The 16,114-nt window shown below is 41.3% G+C and carries 16 protein-coding genes; 9 read left to right on the top strand and 7 right to left on the bottom strand.

Going from position 1 to position 16,114, the window contains the following annotated elements; genetic code table 11:
* The first annotated feature begins 5 nt into the window (after window positions 1-5).
* The gene (locus MHI20_RS07565; RefSeq protein WP_008343015.1) at window positions 6-1,505 is read left to right on the top strand and encodes an extracellular solute-binding protein; all 1,500 of its coding nucleotides are present in this window, start codon (window positions 6-8) and stop codon (window positions 1,503-1,505) included.
* A gap of 44 nt (window positions 1,506-1,549) precedes the next feature.
* Here the strand turns inward: MHI20_RS07565 and MHI20_RS07560 are convergent, their stop codons facing one another.
* A complete protein-coding gene (locus tag MHI20_RS07560) occupies window positions 1,550-2,389 on the bottom strand; it encodes an aldo/keto reductase (RefSeq protein WP_285526371.1) in 840 nt (279 codons plus the stop codon).
* A 13-nt stretch (window positions 2,390-2,402) separates the two neighbouring features.
* Window positions 2,403-3,590 (bottom strand): MFS transporter, encoded by a 1,188-nt coding sequence (locus MHI20_RS07555; RefSeq protein ID WP_268360662.1) that lies wholly within the window; start codon window positions 3,588-3,590, stop codon window positions 2,403-2,405.
* A gap of 154 nt (window positions 3,591-3,744) precedes the next feature.
* On the opposite strand from MHI20_RS07555, the gene MHI20_RS07550 reads away from it, so the two are divergent.
* Window positions 3,745-4,116 (top strand): winged helix-turn-helix transcriptional regulator, encoded by a 372-nt coding sequence (locus MHI20_RS07550; protein WP_008343017.1) that lies wholly within the window; start codon window positions 3,745-3,747, stop codon window positions 4,114-4,116.
* A 35-nt stretch (window positions 4,117-4,151) separates the two neighbouring features.
* On the opposite strand, the gene MHI20_RS07545 is transcribed toward MHI20_RS07550, so the two are convergent.
* Window positions 4,152-6,452 (bottom strand): helix-turn-helix domain-containing protein, encoded by a 2,301-nt coding sequence (locus MHI20_RS07545; RefSeq protein WP_019743703.1) that lies wholly within the window; start codon window positions 6,450-6,452, stop codon window positions 4,152-4,154.
* Between the two features lie 231 nt (window positions 6,453-6,683).
* Here MHI20_RS07545 and MHI20_RS07540 point away from each other — a divergent pair, with 231 nt between their 5' ends.
* The 7 genes from MHI20_RS07540 to MHI20_RS07510 all read left to right on the top strand — a co-directional run bounded on the left by MHI20_RS07540 (window position 6,684) and on the right by MHI20_RS07510 (window position 11,967).
* Window positions 6,684-7,649 carry an ABC transporter permease gene (locus MHI20_RS07540; protein ID WP_008343019.1) on the top strand — a complete coding sequence of 322 codons (966 nt, stop codon included), beginning with the start codon at window positions 6,684-6,686 and terminating at the stop codon, window positions 7,647-7,649.
* Window positions 7,650-7,667: 18 nt separating this feature from the next.
* On the top strand, window positions 7,668-8,780 hold the full coding sequence (locus tag MHI20_RS07535) for a glycoside hydrolase family 88/105 protein (protein WP_340937411.1): 1,113 nt from the start codon (window positions 7,668-7,670) through the stop codon (window positions 8,778-8,780).
* Complete coding sequence (locus tag MHI20_RS07530; protein ID WP_045034176.1) at window positions 8,777-9,301, top strand: hypothetical protein; 525 nt, start codon at window positions 8,777-8,779, stop codon at window positions 9,299-9,301. The genes MHI20_RS07535 and MHI20_RS07530 overlap by 4 nt, the downstream gene beginning before the upstream one ends.
* Before the next feature lie 18 nt (window positions 9,302-9,319).
* Window positions 9,320-10,609 carry a Gfo/Idh/MocA family protein gene (locus MHI20_RS07525; protein WP_327855113.1) on the top strand — a complete coding sequence of 430 codons (1,290 nt, stop codon included), beginning with the start codon at window positions 9,320-9,322 and terminating at the stop codon, window positions 10,607-10,609.
* A 24-nt stretch (window positions 10,610-10,633) separates the two neighbouring features.
* Complete coding sequence (locus tag MHI20_RS07520; protein WP_035702083.1) at window positions 10,634-11,317, top strand: YesL family protein; 684 nt, start codon at window positions 10,634-10,636, stop codon at window positions 11,315-11,317.
* Between the two features lie 54 nt (window positions 11,318-11,371).
* On the top strand, window positions 11,372-11,683 hold the full coding sequence (locus MHI20_RS07515; protein WP_017358336.1) for a rhodanese-like domain-containing protein: 312 nt from the start codon (window positions 11,372-11,374) through the stop codon (window positions 11,681-11,683).
* 101 nt (window positions 11,684-11,784) lie between these two features.
* A complete protein-coding gene (locus MHI20_RS07510) occupies window positions 11,785-11,967 on the top strand; it encodes a sporulation protein Cse60 (protein ID WP_003217582.1) in 183 nt (60 codons plus the stop codon).
* A 185-nt stretch (window positions 11,968-12,152) separates the two neighbouring features.
* On the opposite strand, the gene MHI20_RS07505 is transcribed toward MHI20_RS07510, so the two are convergent.
* The 4 genes from MHI20_RS07505 to MHI20_RS07490 all read right to left on the bottom strand — a co-directional run bounded on the left by MHI20_RS07505 (window position 12,153) and on the right by MHI20_RS07490 (window position 15,949).
* Window positions 12,153-12,677: a CbrC family protein gene (locus MHI20_RS07505; RefSeq protein WP_017358334.1), complete on the bottom strand. Its 525-nt coding sequence runs from the start codon at window positions 12,675-12,677 to the stop codon at window positions 12,153-12,155.
* 133 nt (window positions 12,678-12,810) lie between these two features.
* Window positions 12,811-14,343 (bottom strand): glycine betaine transporter OpuD, encoded by a 1,533-nt coding sequence (gene opuD / locus MHI20_RS07500; RefSeq protein WP_041093413.1) that lies wholly within the window; start codon window positions 14,341-14,343, stop codon window positions 12,811-12,813.
* A 140-nt stretch (window positions 14,344-14,483) separates the two neighbouring features.
* On the bottom strand, window positions 14,484-14,681 hold the full coding sequence (locus MHI20_RS07495) for a hypothetical protein (protein WP_019743705.1): 198 nt from the start codon (window positions 14,679-14,681) through the stop codon (window positions 14,484-14,486).
* A complete protein-coding gene (locus tag MHI20_RS07490) occupies window positions 14,678-15,949 on the bottom strand; it encodes a BaiN/RdsA family NAD(P)/FAD-dependent oxidoreductase (protein ID WP_050827578.1) in 1,272 nt (423 codons plus the stop codon). The genes MHI20_RS07495 and MHI20_RS07490 overlap by 4 nt, the downstream gene beginning before the upstream one ends.
* Window positions 15,950-16,114 lie beyond the last annotated feature (165 nt).

The following is a 16,114-nucleotide window of genomic DNA, read 5'->3' as shown; positions in this document are numbered from 1 at the left end:
ATCTTATGGGGAGAAAGAAATTATGGCTGATTGCCTTTGTTTTGTTATTTGCCGCAAGTGGTATTCTGTCAGCTTGTTCAAGTAAAGGGGCAAGTTCATCAGATGAAAAGGTTGATTTAGACAAAAAGGTGAAGCTGACATGGATGGCGATTTTATATCATCAGCAGCCGCCGAAAGATTCAGTGTTAGAAGAGATTGAGAAGCTCACAAATACAGAGCTTGATATTACGTGGGTGCCTGATGCGGTGAAAGAAGACCGTTTAAATTCAGCACTTGCCGCAGGGAACCTCCCGCAAATTGTGACGATTCAAGACATTAAGAATTCATCTGCTATCAATGCGTTCAGATCAGGCATGTTCTGGGAAATCGGTCCATACTTAAAGGATTATCCAAATTTAAGTAAGATGAACGAACTGATTAATAAAAATGCCTCTATCGATGGGAAGCTTTATGGCATTTATAGAGAGAGACCACTTTCAAGACAAGGGATTGTCATTCGAAAGGATTGGCTTGAAAATTTAAATTTGGATACACCAAAAACGCTGGATGACCTTTATGAAGTAGCCAAGGCATTTACTGAAAAAGATCCGAACAAAAATGGTAAGGACGATACAATTGGTTTTACAGACCGTAATGATTTGATTTACGGTGCATTTAAAACGCTCGGTTCTTATGAAGGAATGCCAACAGATTGGAAAGAAGAAAACGGCAAGTTTACGCCAGACTTTATGACAGATGAATATATGAATACAATGAAATATATGAAAAAGCTGCGTGACAATGGCTATATAAACAAAGACTTCCCAGTCACAAGCAAAACGCAGCAGCAAGAATTGTTCTCACAAGGAAAAGCGGGTATCTATGTTGGAAATATGGTAGATGCAGTGAACTTAAGAGATGATGCAACAGATAAGAACATGGAAGTGGATATTATCAACCGAATCAAAGGCCCAGATGGCAAAGAACGTGTATGGGCATCAGGCGGCCATAATGGCATCTTCGCCTTCCCTAAAACAAGCGTCAAATCTGAAGCAGAGTTAAAGAGAATTTTGGCTTTCTTTGACCGCATTGCAGAAGAAGACGTATATGGTCTCATGACGTATGGGATTGATGGAAAGCATTATAACAAACAAGATGGAAATACATTTGTGAGGGAAGAAAGCCAAGTGAAAAGCTGGCAGACAGATGTACAGCCGCTTGTCAGCCTCGTAGGGATTGATAAACGTTACTTGAAAAATAAAGGCGATGCAGTTCGTACAAAATATGAAGAGCTAGAAGAAGACAATAAAAACATCATTGTCGCTAACCCTGCTGAAAGCCTGTATTCAGAAACGGCATCAGAGCGAGGAAATGAATTGAAGAAAATCATCGATGATGCAACCTATAAGTTCATTCTTGGTGATATCAACGAAGAACAATTTAAGAAAGATGTAGAGAAGTGGAAATCAAATGGTGGAAATAAAATCATAGAAGAATATGAAGCTTCCTTTAAAAAATCAAAATGATGAACATGAAGACCCCCGCTTAGTAAAAAGCGGGGGTGTTTTCATTAAAAGTCGAAGTTGTCTGGATCAGGACCAATTCGTTTATTTTCATTTAAGGCAGACAGGCGCTTCATATCCTCATCAGATAGGACAAAATCGAAAATATCGGCATTTTCTTTTAAACGATGGGCTTTCGTTGATTTAGGAATCGTAATGACGCCTTTTTGCACATCCCAGCGCAAAATAATTTGAGCAGGTGTTTTGCTGTATGTGCCCGCAAGCTCCGTGATCAGCGGGTGGTGCAGCAGCTCTCCCTGCATAAGTGGTGACCAGGCTTCCATTTGGATGCCATGTGTTTTCAAATACGTAAACAGCGTTTCCTGCGTGAGTTTTGGATGAAACTCGACTTGATTAATCGCTGGAATGATGTCCGCATCTTTCAATAATTCATCTAGATGATGCGGCTGGAAGTTACTCACACCGATGGCTCTGACTTTTCCTTCACGGTACAGCGTTTCAAGCGCGCGCCATGCTTCCTTGTATTTTCCTTCAACTGGCCAGTGAATTAAATACAGATCAAGGTAATCAAGCTGAAGTTTTTTCAGGCTGTCTTCGTATGCTTTTAGTGTCGCTTCATATCCTAAATCGGCATTCCACACTTTGGATGTCACAAAGATGTCTTCGCGGCGAAGGCCTGTTTCTACTAGACCAAGTTGTATGCCTCGTCCAACACCTTCTTCATTGCCGTAAATAGAAGCTGTATCAATACTGCGATATCCTAATTGAATGGCTGTTTTAACAGCTTCAATTAATTCCGTGCCCTCTTCAACCTGAAAGACCCCAAGACCAAATCCTGGCATGCGGACGCCGTTGTTTAATGTTTTTGTACTTTGTAAATCGTTCATTTGAAAGACTCCTTTAAATGGTTTGTTTGTATTCTTTTTGTTCGATTTGATGACTCACCATCGTGAGTATGGCCGCTATGAGCACCATGATGCCGCCAACCCAGCCGGTATGCACAAGCCCAAGGGTATCTGTCACGATACCGCCTAAAAATGAACCAATGGCGATACCTGCATTAAAGGCAGCGATATTCAGAGCGGAAGCAACATCGACAGCTCCAGGTGTATACCTTTCTGCAAAATCAACGACGGCAACTTGAAGGCCGGGTACATTCATGAAAGCAAACAGTCCCATCAGCATCACAGTTCCAATCCCGAGTGTCATAAATCCAGCAGTAAAGCTAAGGATAAACAAGATGAGACTTTGAATGATAAACATATAAATCAGTGCCTTCATTGGCTGTTTATTCGCTACTTTTCCGCCAATGACATTCCCAGCGGCGATGGTCATCCCGTATAACAGCAGGATCAAGGCAACTGTTCCAGGCGCAAGACCTGTCACATGCTGCAAGAGAGGGGATAAATAGGTGAAGACGACAAAAGTTCCTCCATACCCTGTAGCAGTAATGACAAATAAAAGCAAAATTCTTTTCGTCTTTAATAAGGCTGCTTGATCCTTAAACGTTGTTTTCACGCCCTGTTTCAATTGAGACGGAACAAGGAAATAGTTAGAAATCAGTGCGATTAGGCCAATCATGACAATCACACCAAATGACGTCCGCCAGCCGAGCTCATGACCAAGAAACGTACCGAATGGCACACCGGTCACAGTAGCGACTGTTAAACCAGTGAACATAAAGGCAATGGCGCTTGCCCGCTTTTCTTTCACCACAAGGCTTGCGGCAATGGTCGAGCCAATCGACATAAATACGCCATGTGATAGGGCTGAAATCACTCGTCCGATTAAGAGTACAGAAAAGGTCGGGGCAATCGTGGCGAGTGTATTTCCGATCAAAAAGACGAGCATAATGAGCAAAAGCAATGTCTTTTTGTTCATAGCGGAAGTCAGGGAGGTTAGAATTGGTGCGCCAAAGGTAACACCGAGCGCATATAAAGAAACGGTCCAGCCGGCCTGACTGACACTCACGCCAAAGTCCTCTGAGATCATCGGCAGAAGACCTACAGAGATAAATTCAGTTGTACCTATAGCAAATGCACTAATCGCTAGTGCGAGAAGGGCAAAGTGATTTTGTTTGTTTTGCATAGTGATTCACATCCTTCTTTCATGACATTTTAATAGACGAAGCCGATCGGCAAGAGTTATTATCTAACATAGATGACAGAAAAAAAAGTACGTACTTTTTTGTAATATAGGTACTAAAAAGTGCCTGTACAGCATCAAAAGGAGTGAAGAGACGTTGGAAAAGAAGAAATATAATATCTCTGTGGAGGCAACGCTTGAAGTGATCGGCGGGAAATGGAAGTGTGTGATTTTATGTCATTTAACACATGGGAAAAAGCGGACGAGTGAACTGAAGCGCCTCATGCCAAACATCACACAAAAAATGCTCACACAGCAGCTGAGAGAGCTTGAAAATGACGGTGTGATTAACCGCATTGTATATGAACAAGTGCCGCCTAAAGTGGAGTATGAATTAAGTGAATACGGACAGTCACTTGAGCGAATTTTGAATGCGTTATGTGATTGGGGGGCAGCCCATATTGAACGAGTGTATGGCGAGCCGCTTTCAGTGCTGGAAGACAGCATTCTAAATGAACAGTTTAAATAAAAAAGTCCCGCTTCTTGTGAGAGCGGGACTTTGCTTTATGTGCCTTTTTTCTGATCACGGTATTTCCCAGGTGTCGTGCCTTCCAGCTTTTTAAAGGAGCGGATGAAATTTTGCGGATTTTTGTATTTTAGCTTTTCCGAAATTTCTTTCACCGACATATCCGTCTCCACCAACCAGTTTTTGGCGACATGATGTCTGTAAGACGAGAGATATTCACTAAAGGAGATATCCATTTCCTTTCTAAAAATACTGCTTAAATAATTTGGATTGTAGTGCAGGCGTGTAGCGATTTCATCCAATGTCAGATCTGAGTCAAATTCTTGATGAATGATATGAATGATTTTCTCTGAGATATTTTTATATTGAGAGTCTTCACGCGCGCCGAGCTGATCAATGATGGGTCGAATGATCTCATGTTTCAGCCACGCTTCTGTATCTTCAAACGTTTTAAACTCAAAGATCGTATCATAGAGCATTTTATTATCTTCGACTTCAAACAATTCAATGCCTAGCAAATGCATCAGCTCGATGAGATTGTTTAAAAAACGAGCGAGAGCAATCTGGTACTCATGTGGTCCAGCATTTTTAGAAAAAATGGATTGCAGAAGCACATGTAAATAGTGATCTGCCTTGCCTTGATCGCCTGCTTTAATGGCATCAAATAAATCATGCTGCAACTGTTTTGGAAAATGAGTCTTAAACGTCTTTCCTTGCTGAATGTGCTCGTATAAAAGAATGGATTTTTTCTCTGCCTTGAGCCTATATTTTAAGGCTTCTTTTCCCTCAATATAAGCATGTTTGGCCATAGAGAGCTCTTTAAATGAGCGACTGATCCCAATGCTGATCGACAAGCCCAGCTCTTCCTCAATCCGCTGCTGAATTGTTTCGGCTAATTGATTTAAATATTCAGTAAATTCCTCTTCTGACTTCGATTGATTGAGAACAATCGTCGTTTGATGCTGATTGACAACGGTTGGCTGAAGGTGCTCCTCTAGCGGAATAATCTGCTCAATCAGTCCATTTATCGCAAATAAAAGCAAGTCTGCATCCTTTTTTTCATACGGCGTTCCTTTTAGTGTATCGATTTGGGTCACAAGCATGGACAAATGGGACCAGTCACGAGGAAAGCCTAGACTTTGAAATCGGTTGTGAATCTCTTCTTCCGTCAGTTTGCCAAGCAGCAGCCGTACCATAAAGTATTGCTGTAAGTGGGTCACTTGCTGCTCAATCCGTTCCTCTAGATCATTGTTTTGATCTTTCATTTGTTTAATGCTCGATTCGATGAGCTCAAATTCATTTTGGAAAGGCTGTTTATGCAAAAACGACTCATTACGTGCAAAGGATTCGTATAATAAGCGAATCGGTTTATAAAAGTGTCTAGAGCCAAACCATGAAAATAATAATGAAAGCGCTAACAAAATAAAGCAAATAATAAAGGTGATCCACCCGATTGATTTTGTTTGCTGCTTTAGTTCTGGAATGGAGACAAAGGATAAGTATGTCCATTCGTTATAATCTGATTTTTGAAACGTAATTTGATAGTTTAGTTCATCGATTTTCATATCAAATTGTCCGGATCGTTCTTCAAGTGACAGGACATGTTTGACGAAATCTTGATTTTTTAACGAGTCACCAATTTGTTCTTTTCGATTATGTAGCAGCACTTTTCCGTTTGTATCAATGACAAACATACTATCAGATTGAGAGAAGTCAGGCATGTTGTCAGCAATCACGCAGCTTGGAATGCTGGCGACGGCGATCCCCTTCTTTTGGACACTGTTCATCGGAAGCTGCTTGATTAAATTCACATTGTATTTGCAAAAGGATGTCTTTCCTTCTTTTGTTGAGACAAGTGGATTATTTTCTTCAAGTGCCCAGCTGGAATGACTCGGAATATTGAGGTAAGAGGTTAACGCTTTCTCTTGATCTCCGTTTGAGACATGATAAAGACCAGAATTGTTCATATACCAATCTTCCATTTTACTAACAAGTGTAATATTGGAGAGATCGGTGTCGAAGGTTTGCAGGTAATTCAGTTCTTGCTGGACTTGATTATAAAGTTGGAATTGGTCTGGATTTAAAGGTTCTGCCAGTGTTTGAAGGAGAGGCGGCGAACTGACATAGTGAGTGAGAGAATGATCTACTGTCTTTAGAATATGCTCAATATTGGATTGCGTTTGTTTGACGCTGTCCAGCTTTTCATTTGAAATATTTTCGAGTGCAGTTTTTTGCGAATGCTGATAAGAAAAAATACCGACAATAATAACAGGAATTGTACTAAGCACGAAAAAAAACGTCACCAGCTTGTAATAAAATTTATACTGCTTTCTTTTCATAAAACCCCCCATTTCAAACGAAACAATCTTTTCCCCTTAGTTTATTAATCCAAAAATCTGGTAGGTTTGTCAATAATCATTTTCTGAGATTAGGATCATTTTCTTATGTTTTATGTAACGTTTTGAGTAGCTTCCCCTGAGTAAATATGATCTGATGATATGATTGTAGACGGATTTTTCATCCTTAAGATACAGTTAACACATGCATCAGCATGAGGGGAGGCTTTATCTGTGAAAACACAGGATGTCACTGCCAAGGGTGTGCCTGCGGCAGCTTTGAAAAAAGAAAAGAGAAAGCGCTTACTTAATCAATTACTTAGTCAAAAATTTCTGTATTTAATGATTTTGCCAGGGCTCCTTTATTTTCTTGTCTTTAAATATGTCCCTATGTGGGGGCTGATCATTGCCTTTCAAGATTACCAGCCGTTTCTCGGAATTCTTGGCAGTGAGTGGGTTGGCTTCAAACACTTTATTCGCTTATTTACAGAACCAACATTTTTCATCTTATTAAAAAATACGCTCATTTTATTTGCCATGAATGTCGTGATTTTCTTTCCGATTCCAATCTTATTAGCCCTTCTTTTAAACGAGGTCAGGTTGGCACTGTTTAAGAAATTTGTTCAGACAATGATTTATATTCCTCACTTCATGTCATGGGTGATTGTCGTGTCCTTATCTTTTGTTTTGTTAACGGTAGATGGCGGGTTAATCAATGAATTGATTGCTTTCTTCGGAGGAGAAAAGATTAACTTCCTTCTTAGTCAAGAATGGTTTAGACCCATGTACATTTTGCAGGTAATCTGGAGAGAAGCGGGTTGGTCAACCATTATTTATCTTGCAGCGATTACAGCAGTAGATCCGCAGCTATATGAAGCAGCAAAAATGGATGGAGCCGGCAGACTCAGACAAATGTGGCACATCACCCTTCCTGCGATTAAAAGTGTCATTGTTGTACTGCTCATTTTAAAAATCGGTGATACATTAGAGCTTGGATTTGAGCATGTCTATTTATTACTCAATGCGACCAACAGGGAAGTTGCAGAGATTTTTGATACCTATGTATATACAGCTGGTCTGAAGCAAGGACAATTCAGCTATAGTACCGCTGTTGGTTTATTTAAAGCAGCCGTTGGACTTATTTTGGTCATGATGGCGAACCGTTTAGCGAAGAAGTTTGGAGAAGAAGGGATTTATTAAAAGGGGAGATGAAGACCAATGACATTATCGATTGAAAAGGGATCACCGCTTGAGCATGCAGAGAAATTAGCACAAACAATAATGAAAGCGTATACACCGATTGAACTTCCGCCAGCTGGAAGGTGGCACTATCATCAAGGGGTTTTCCTTTGCGGAGTGATGAAACTTTACGAAGCAACAGAAAACGAGGCGTACTTTGATTATGTGAAAAATTATGCTGACTCACTCATTGATGACCATGGGAATCTGTTATTCCGCAGAGACGAGCTTGATGCCATTCAAGCAGGGCTCATTTTATTCCCGCTGATTGAAAGAACGGGAGAGAAGCGGTATGTGAAGGCAGCAGAAAAGCTTCGGGGGCTTTACCGGACGCTGAATCGCACGTCTGAGGGCGGTTTCTGGCATAAAGACAATTATGCCTATCAAATGTGGCTAGATGGTCTTTATATGGGTGGGCCTTTTGCTTTAAAGTATGCCCAGTTGACAGGAGAATCGGAGCTGGTGGACATGGTCATCCATCAAGAGCATCTCATGAGAAAGCATACCAAAGATGAAAAAACGGGCCTTTACTATCACGCATGGGATGAACGGAAAGTGATGCCATGGGCTGATCAACAGACGGGCTGTTCCCCAGAATTTTGGGCAAGATCCTTTGGCTGGTATGTCCTTGCGTTAGCCGATATGATCGAAGATTTACCAGAAGGACATGAAGGACGAAAAGTGTGGAAGGACACACTGACAGATATGCTGGAAAGTGTGGCAAAATATCAGGACGACGAGACGGGTTTATGGCATCAAATCATTGATAAAGGAAGTCATAGCGACAATTGGCTTGAAAGCTCAGGGTCATGTCTATTCATATATGCGATGGCAAAAGCCATGAATGAAGGATATGTCAGTCTTCGATATGTTGATCATGTGGTCCAAGCGTATCAAGGATTGATTCAATATAAAACGAAGGAAAAAGACAACGGCGATTTTACGGTGAACGATATTTGTATTGGAACATCTGCGGGATTTTATGACTATTACGTTGGCAGAGAGCGGAGCACGAATGATTTGCATGGAGCAGGCGCTTTTATTATGGCGTTAACTGAACTAGAAAAGCTGTCTGTGTTTCAAAAGGTATGAGGCGGTATCAAAGGGCTGCGGCATGGCTCCTCAGCTTCATCGCTGCCTTTTATTTGTCCGCCTGTCAGGGGAAAACAGAGGGGATTGATGTCCTTATTTTTTCTGACATGTCAAAAGCAATGAAAGACCAATTAGTGGAGAAAGCTTTTCAACCAAATCAGGAGACATACGACGTTCACATCTTCCCTGCAATTCCTGAAAAACTTCTTGTTGAAATAACTGCAAAAGAGGGGGACGTGATGTTTGTCCCGGAAGAAATGTTTAGAACATATGATGATCCTGAAAGCTTTCAGCTGCTTGAAGAGATGCGGGTAGATGGCGAAGGGGCAGGACCATATACGGTGGAAGATGCAAAGACGGGAAATACAGTCGATTATGCGGTCCAAATCAAGAAAGGAACGAAGCAGCTAAATGGCTATACCTTTCGATTACACCGAGATATGGTCGCCTTCATACCTGTGTATGCGGAGAAATCTAAAGAGGCACTGTCTCTCATGAAGCAGCTTCGTGAAAACCAATAAAAAAAGGGGTGGGGGAATGTGAAAAGGGTCGCCGTTTGCGGGCTCAGTCACCGTGCTTTCAATATGTTTATCAAACCGCTCACCGAGGATTTCAACGAGCATTACAGGATTACAGGGCTCTTAGATGTAGATGAGCAGCGGTATACACTTTGTCAGGAACGTTTTCCATCACTAAGGGGCGTCTCATTTTTTCATGAGGATGCATTTGGTCAGATGGTGAAGGAAGCAAGACCAGATATCGTCATTGTGGCGGGGCGAGATGATACACATGTCACATATATCCTGCAGGCACTGGATCATGATCTGGATGTCATAACGGAAAAGCCGATGGTCACAACAGCAAAAGACGCTAAACAGGTGATGGAAAAAGAGTCAGAAAGCAAAGGTAAGGTCACCGTCACCTTTAATTATCGCTACAATCCATTCCATCGAAAGATAAAAGAGCTCATTTTAGATGGAAAGATTGGAAGGGTCACGTCTGTTGAGTTAAGCTGGCTCATTGATACGTATCACGGAGCCAGTTATTTTAAAAGGTGGAACCGCTCGCGTCAATATTCAGGCGGTCTGTCTATTCATAAATCGACCCATCACTTTGACTTGGTCAACTGGTGGATTGATCAAAAGCCGAAGCAAGTATTTGCCTATGGCGCACTGAATTATTATGGGGATGAAAGTCCTTGGAATCCTTTGCAGGGTGAAGAGAATCGATATTGTGGAACCTGTCATGTAAGAGATACCTGTCATTATGAAGCAAGGTGGAATCCGCGGGTAGAGCGCACAAAGGTGGAGGATGACCATATTGAATCGGGTGAGCAGCAGTCAAAGCAATACTCAAATTATCGCCCGGATGCCTGTATTTTTGACCAAGAAATTGATATTGAGGATACGTATGTGGCGTCAGTGGCTTATGATCAGGGGGCTTTGTTAAGTTACTCGATTCAATTTTCAGCGCCATATGAAGGATACCGGCTTGCGATTAACGGGACGAAGGGACGGATTGAAACAAATGAGTTTCATGTGCCATCGAGAATCCCTTTTCAATTCCCTGAACAGACAATTGCATACTACCCGATGTTTGGTGGAAAAGAAACGATTGAAGTTGTGAAGCAATCAGGTGGTCATGGGGGCGGAGATCCGCTATTATTAGCAGATTTATTTTTAGGAAAAGATCCGCTCATTTCTTATGACATTTCGGCAGGAGCAGAGGCGGGAGCTTATTCCATTGCACTTGGCGAAGGCATGTGGCGCTCAGTTGCAGAAAAACGTCCGATTGAAATAGAAGAATTGTTTCAAAAAGAGACGGTGTAACGAGAAAGAGAGGAGGGAAGAGAGATGGATCATGATGGATCAATGAGCAGAATGTTGCGCATGTGTGAGTGGGTGATGAGACTTGCCTATACGAATTTGTTATGGCTTTTGTTCACTTTACTTGGGCTTGGAATCTTTGGCTTCATGCCTGCAACAACAGCGTTATTTTCTGTGATGAGAAAGTGGATACAAGGGCATGAGCAAGTCAGCGTCTTTCAAACCTTTTGGAAAGTATACCGCGAAGAATTTGTACGCTCTAATGTCATTGGAGTGGTGCTAGTCATCATCGGGACAATTATTTATGTAGACCTTGCTTATATTTATCCAACGAGTTGGTTTTTACACGTGCTTCGCTTTGCGATCTATATCTTTGGTTTTCTGTTTATTGTCAGCTTGTTTTATATCTTTCCGCTGCTGGCTCATTATGATTGGAAAAAGCGTCTTTATTTGAAATTTTCCCTTCTGCTTGGCATCTCGTATTTGCAATATACGCTCTCTATGCTCGTTTTCTCGGCTATTCTCTTTATCCTATTTGCTTATTTGCCAGGGATCGTACCGTTTTTTAGCATCAGCATTCTCGCATATGGCCACATGTGGCTAGCCTATCAAGTGTTTAAAAAGATAGAGTTTGAAAGCGAGCAGCCGGCAGTTGATGTGAAGAAACGATTCCCGTCTTTCCTTCAATCCAAGCGGGTGAATACGCAGTGATGTGTATGATTTGCTATAATGGTGTCACCGTGAATAAAAGGAGAGATGAGACTCGTGTCAGTAAAAGAAATTTCAATAGAAGAATTAAAGCAAAAGCTAGAGCAAGAAGAAGCCATTCAACTCGTCGATGTGCGTGAGGATGAAGAGGTAGCAGAAGGCATGATTCCAGAGGCAGTCCATATTCGAATGGGCGATATTCCTGAGAAGCTAGATGCGTTTGATAAGACGCAAGAGTATTATATTATTTGCCGTTCTGGTAAACGCAGTGAGAATGTCTGCTATTTCTTAGAAGACCAAGGCTATCAAGCAACCAATGTCGTTGGCGGCATGCTTGCATGGACAGGAGAAACAAAACCGAAGCTGTAAAAAGAAGTCCTTTCATCGACAAGATGGAAGGCTTTTTTTGTTCATATGTCCGTCTCTATTTGCATAAAAATAGAGTAGCAAGAGAAGGGAGAGTGGCATATGTGCTGAAGGTAGCTGTATTTGATGAAGAACACGAGAAAGATTTGCAAAGCGAAATCAATCTTTTTTTAAAAGGAATGGACGACGACCAAATTATTGACATCAAATACAATGTGGCGGTGATCTGTGAGCAAGGAGGAGAGCAGCTCTACTGTTTTTCAGCGCTCATTTTATATAAAAAATAAAAGGACCTGCTGAAAGGTCCTTTCAGCGTGTAGACAAACCCTCGCATTCGTTGTCAGTCCTGCGTGCTGGTGCTCACGAATGTGAAATTCGCTCCGCGCCAGTACTCGTCCTTCCTAGTCTGCAAAGGTTTTCTATCACGCTGAAAAGAAGAAAAAGGGCTAAAATAAAGGTCCTTTTGACATGATCAACTAGCGTCAATATGTAAACGATGCTTTTTGCAGTGAACGCATTGAAAGAGGTAGCCTTGCAAGTCTCCTCCGTTCACGAGCCATTGTTTCAGGTTCTCTTTTGTGAAATGTCCACCACTGCAAATCTCTTCAATATCCTCTGAGAGTTCTTCCTCTAAATGCTCAATCTCTTTCCATCCAACATACTGCACAATCGCGCAAAAATCCCCGCAATGGCTTAACCAATATTCCTGCTGCCATCCGCGGTAACCCGGCGTTCTGTAGATCAGTTCATCTATATATTCTTCATGATCGACGTCATCACAACTCACATCGTCTTGAAACATTCCATTATATGTTTGAGCAGCTGATCCATCTTTAATGCACCAAGGACAAATGCCAGAAACGTCTTCAACAGAATAAAAAGGACCATGATATACATAATCTCGTTCTTTCTCACAAACGGGGCATATCGTCTGCTCTTTTTTAATCACATGTAATGAAACTGGGTCTGGGTTGTACTTGAACGTAGGTAACGTCATATAAACCTCCATTATGTAGAAAAGTGATGATTCAACACTATTTTATCGGAATACACAATGTCATGACAATCTTCAATTATTTCAACGAGAAAAAAAGCCGTTCGGATGAGGAACGACTTTTCTCTTGTGATGATTATGCTTTTTTTACTCTTGGACTTCTTGGTTTATTGTACTTATTTGCTTGTTTAATCGCTCTTCGTTCTTCATTTAATGATTTGTACAGAGATACAATCATTAAAATGATGACAACAGAGAACGGTAAAGCAGCAAGTTTGGCTGTGTTTTGCAAGGCTTCAAGACCGCCTGAAAATAAGAGCACTGCCGCAACTGCTGACTGGATAATACCCCAGCTGATCTTTACACTATTGGATGGATTTAATGATCCATAGGTTGTCTGCATGCCAAGCACAAAAGTGGCTGAGTCTGCTGATGTGATAAAGAATACCGCAATTAAAATAAGAGCTAGAATCGATGTGATCATTGCCAGCGGATATTCATTTAGTACACCAAAAAGCATGGTTTCCGTAGAAAGGCCTGCAACATCGACAATATTCTTTTGCTGTAAGTCCATCGCAGAAACACCGAAAATAGAGAACCAAAGAAATACAAGGATAGATGGAGCAACTAACACACCAACTAAAAACTCTCGAATGGTTCGTCCACGTGATACACGTGCAATAAAGATCCCGACAAATGGTGCCCAAGAGATCCACCATGCCCAATAAAAGATCGTCCATCCGTTAATCCATTCTCTCTTTTCAGGGTCATTTGGAGATAAGCGAAAGCTCATTTGAACGATGTTGGATAAGTATTGTCCAATAGAGTCAGTAAATGAATTTAAAATATAAACTGTTGGACCTACCAAAAGTAAGAAAAACATCAGAACAGCTGCTAATACCATGTTGATATTACTTAAATATTTAATCCCTTTACCAATACCGCTAAGAGCAGATGCAAGGAAGAGCACCGTCACAATGATGATAATAATCAATTGTGTGCTAAAGGCATTTGGAATGTTAAATAGATAATCCAATCCACCATTGATTTGTGCTGCGCCTAATCCTAAGCTCGTTGCAACACCAACAACTGTCGCAAACACAGCAATACAATCGATGGTTTTTCCGATCCATCCGTGCGTTTTATCTCCTAAAACTGGCTGCAGTGTTGCACTGATTAAGCCAGGCGCATCTTTTCTAAATTTAAAGTATGCAATGCAAAGCGCAACAATGGCATAGATCGCCCATGCATGAAGTCCCCAGTGGAAAAAAGTATAACGAAGGGAATCACGGAAGGCTTGTGCAGTTTCAGTGTCACCCGTTGGTGATTGAATCGCATAATGACTGATCGGTTCAGCTGCTCCGTAAAAAACAAGCCCAATGCCCATTCCAGCACTAAATAGCATCGCAAACCAAGAAAAAAGACCAAATTCAGGCTCTTCACCTGGCTTACCTAATGTAATTTTTCCGATAGGGCTAAAGATAAAGAATAGACAAAAGCCGACAAGCAGTGATACGACTAATAAATAATACCAGCCAAAGTCATTTGTAATGTATGTTTGAATTTGATCTGTCACATTTTGCAGTGATTCTGGAGAAAAGGCTCCCCATAGAACAGCAATAAATGTGATAGCAATCACAATCCAAAATACACTTGATACGTTTTTCACACCATCTCACTCTCCTGTTGTTCTACACGTTTAAGCAGAGGATTTTGTTTAATATCCCCTGTCTCAACTATTTTCAAACAAAAAGAGGCGAGTTTCTCACTCGACCTCTATTTTACCGTAACATGTTTTGCTTCCATTTATCAACCATCGATATGTGAAGATGACTTTTCTTCAATTCGTTTGCGCAGACGGTAGACATATTCTTTTAAACAAACAGCGAAAATCGTAAACGCTAAAACAATGGCGACTTTTAACGGGGTAATGGACAGCTTCATAAAGAAAGCGGCTGTCAAACTAATGACAACTGCAAGGACAATTGGAAGTGCGCGTCTAATCATTGAAATCTCTCCTTTACTTCTAGTGCGGCATTCATGCCAGCTAACCTGCCTGTCACAAGTGCTGACGTAATATTGTAACCGCCTGTGTAACCGTGAATATCTAAAATTTCTCCGCAGAAATAAAGACCGGCCATTTTTTTGGATGCCATTTTCTTCGGTTCAATTTCTTTGACAGAAACGCCGCCACCTGTAACAAAGGCTTTATCTAAAGAAAGCGTCCCATTAGCATGGACGATGAAATGTTTACAATCATGAGCAAAAGCGCGCAGTTTATCTTTAGCCAGACCAGAAAATGTCTCCTGCGGATCAATGCCATTTCGTTCTAAAAGGAACAATAAATAGCGCTCTTGCATCCAAGATTTCAGGACATTTTTAATGGCTTTTTTTGGTTCATCTTTTAAATCACGATGAAGCTTTTGGAATAGCTCCTCGTCATTGAGCTTTGGGTATAAGTCAATTTGAAGACGGACGGCCGGCTGCTTTTTCAGTTCCTTCACAACAAATCCGCTGCATCTCAGAACGGCAGGACCTGATAAGCCAAAGTGTGTAAAGATCATATCCATGACATGAGTGACGACGGGTTTTCCTTTTTTATTTAAAACACTCACGGCCACACTTCTTAATGAAAGACCTTGAAGCACTTTGTCCTTAATAAAACGCTCGTCTGACGTGACGGGTACTTCTGTTGGGAAGAGCTCTGTAATGGTATGACCAGCGGCTTCTGCCCATGCATAGCCATCGCCAGTAGAGCCTGTATGTGGCACACTTTTCCCGCCAACAGCAATGACAACGGCATGACTTGAAATTTTTTCATCATTATTTGTAACAATTCCAGCTGCTTGTCCGTCTTGATACAGAACGGTTTTAATCTTTTCATTCGTTCGAATGGTCACATTGAGCACGCGGAGCCTATCTAATAGGGCATCCACAACAGATTGTGCTTTGTTTGAGACAGGGAACATACGTCCATGGTCTTCTTCTTTTAGTTCAATACCTAGATTTTCAAAGAACGAAATAATATCCTCGTTATTGAACTCAGAAAATGCACTATATAGAAAACGGCCGTTTCCGGGAATATGCTTGATGATTTCTTCTACTGGAAGGCGATTGGTCACATTGCAGCGTCCACCGCCAGAAATGGCGAGTTTTCTGCCAAGTTTGTTTCCTTTGTCAATTAACAGAACCGATGCACCGTGTTCTGCCGATGCAATCGCGGCCATCAGTCCAGAAGGTCCACCGCCAATGACAATGACATCATAATGTTTCATGTTACATTCCTCTTTCTACTTTCAGTCATTTCTCTATTATAACGAAGATTGGGGAAGGCTGAAATATGAATTGATTGGTTTTGTGACTTCTGTATTGGATTTGTTACCTGTGCGATGAAATGATGTGTTAAAATAGTTAAGTTGAATATTCATTAGAAAAATGGT

The sequence above is a fragment of the Bacillus sp. FSL K6-1106 genome, assembly GCF_038005245.1.
GTDB classification, from domain to species: domain Bacteria; phylum Bacillota; class Bacilli; order Bacillales; family Bacillaceae; genus Bacillus; species Bacillus altitudinis.
Note: the sequence above shows the minus strand (reverse complement) of the source record. Positions and strands in the feature narration are given on the sequence as shown.

What these genes read in the sequence shown, in the direction of transcription:
- MHI20_RS07545 (WP_019743703.1), bottom strand. Translation starts at nt 6,452, where the DNA reads ATGAAAAGAAAGCAGTATAAATTTTATTACAAGCTGGTGACGTTTTTT.
- MHI20_RS07565 (WP_008343015.1), top strand. Translation starts at nt 6, where the DNA reads ATGGGGAGAAAGAAATTATGGCTGATTGCCTTTGTTTTGTTATTTGCC.
- MHI20_RS07560 (WP_285526371.1), bottom strand. Translation starts at nt 2,389, where the DNA reads ATGAACGATTTACAAAGTACAAAAACATTAAACAACGGCGTCCGCATG.
- MHI20_RS07520 (WP_035702083.1), top strand. Translation starts at nt 10,634, where the DNA reads ATGGATCATGATGGATCAATGAGCAGAATGTTGCGCATGTGTGAGTGG.
- MHI20_RS07555 (WP_268360662.1), bottom strand. Translation starts at nt 3,590, where the DNA reads ATGCAAAACAAACAAAATCACTTTGCCCTTCTCGCACTAGCGATTAGT.
- MHI20_RS07535 (WP_340937411.1), top strand. Translation starts at nt 7,668, where the DNA reads ATGACATTATCGATTGAAAAGGGATCACCGCTTGAGCATGCAGAGAAA.
- MHI20_RS07495 (WP_019743705.1), bottom strand. Translation starts at nt 14,681, where the DNA reads ATGATTAGACGCGCACTTCCAATTGTCCTTGCAGTTGTCATTAGTTTG.
- MHI20_RS07505 (WP_017358334.1), bottom strand. Translation starts at nt 12,677, where the DNA reads ATGACGTTACCTACGTTCAAGTACAACCCAGACCCAGTTTCATTACAT.
- MHI20_RS07530 (WP_045034176.1), top strand. Translation starts at nt 8,777, where the DNA reads ATGAGGCGGTATCAAAGGGCTGCGGCATGGCTCCTCAGCTTCATCGCT.
- MHI20_RS07490 (WP_050827578.1), bottom strand. Translation starts at nt 15,949, where the DNA reads ATGAAACATTATGATGTCATTGTCATTGGCGGTGGACCTTCTGGACTG.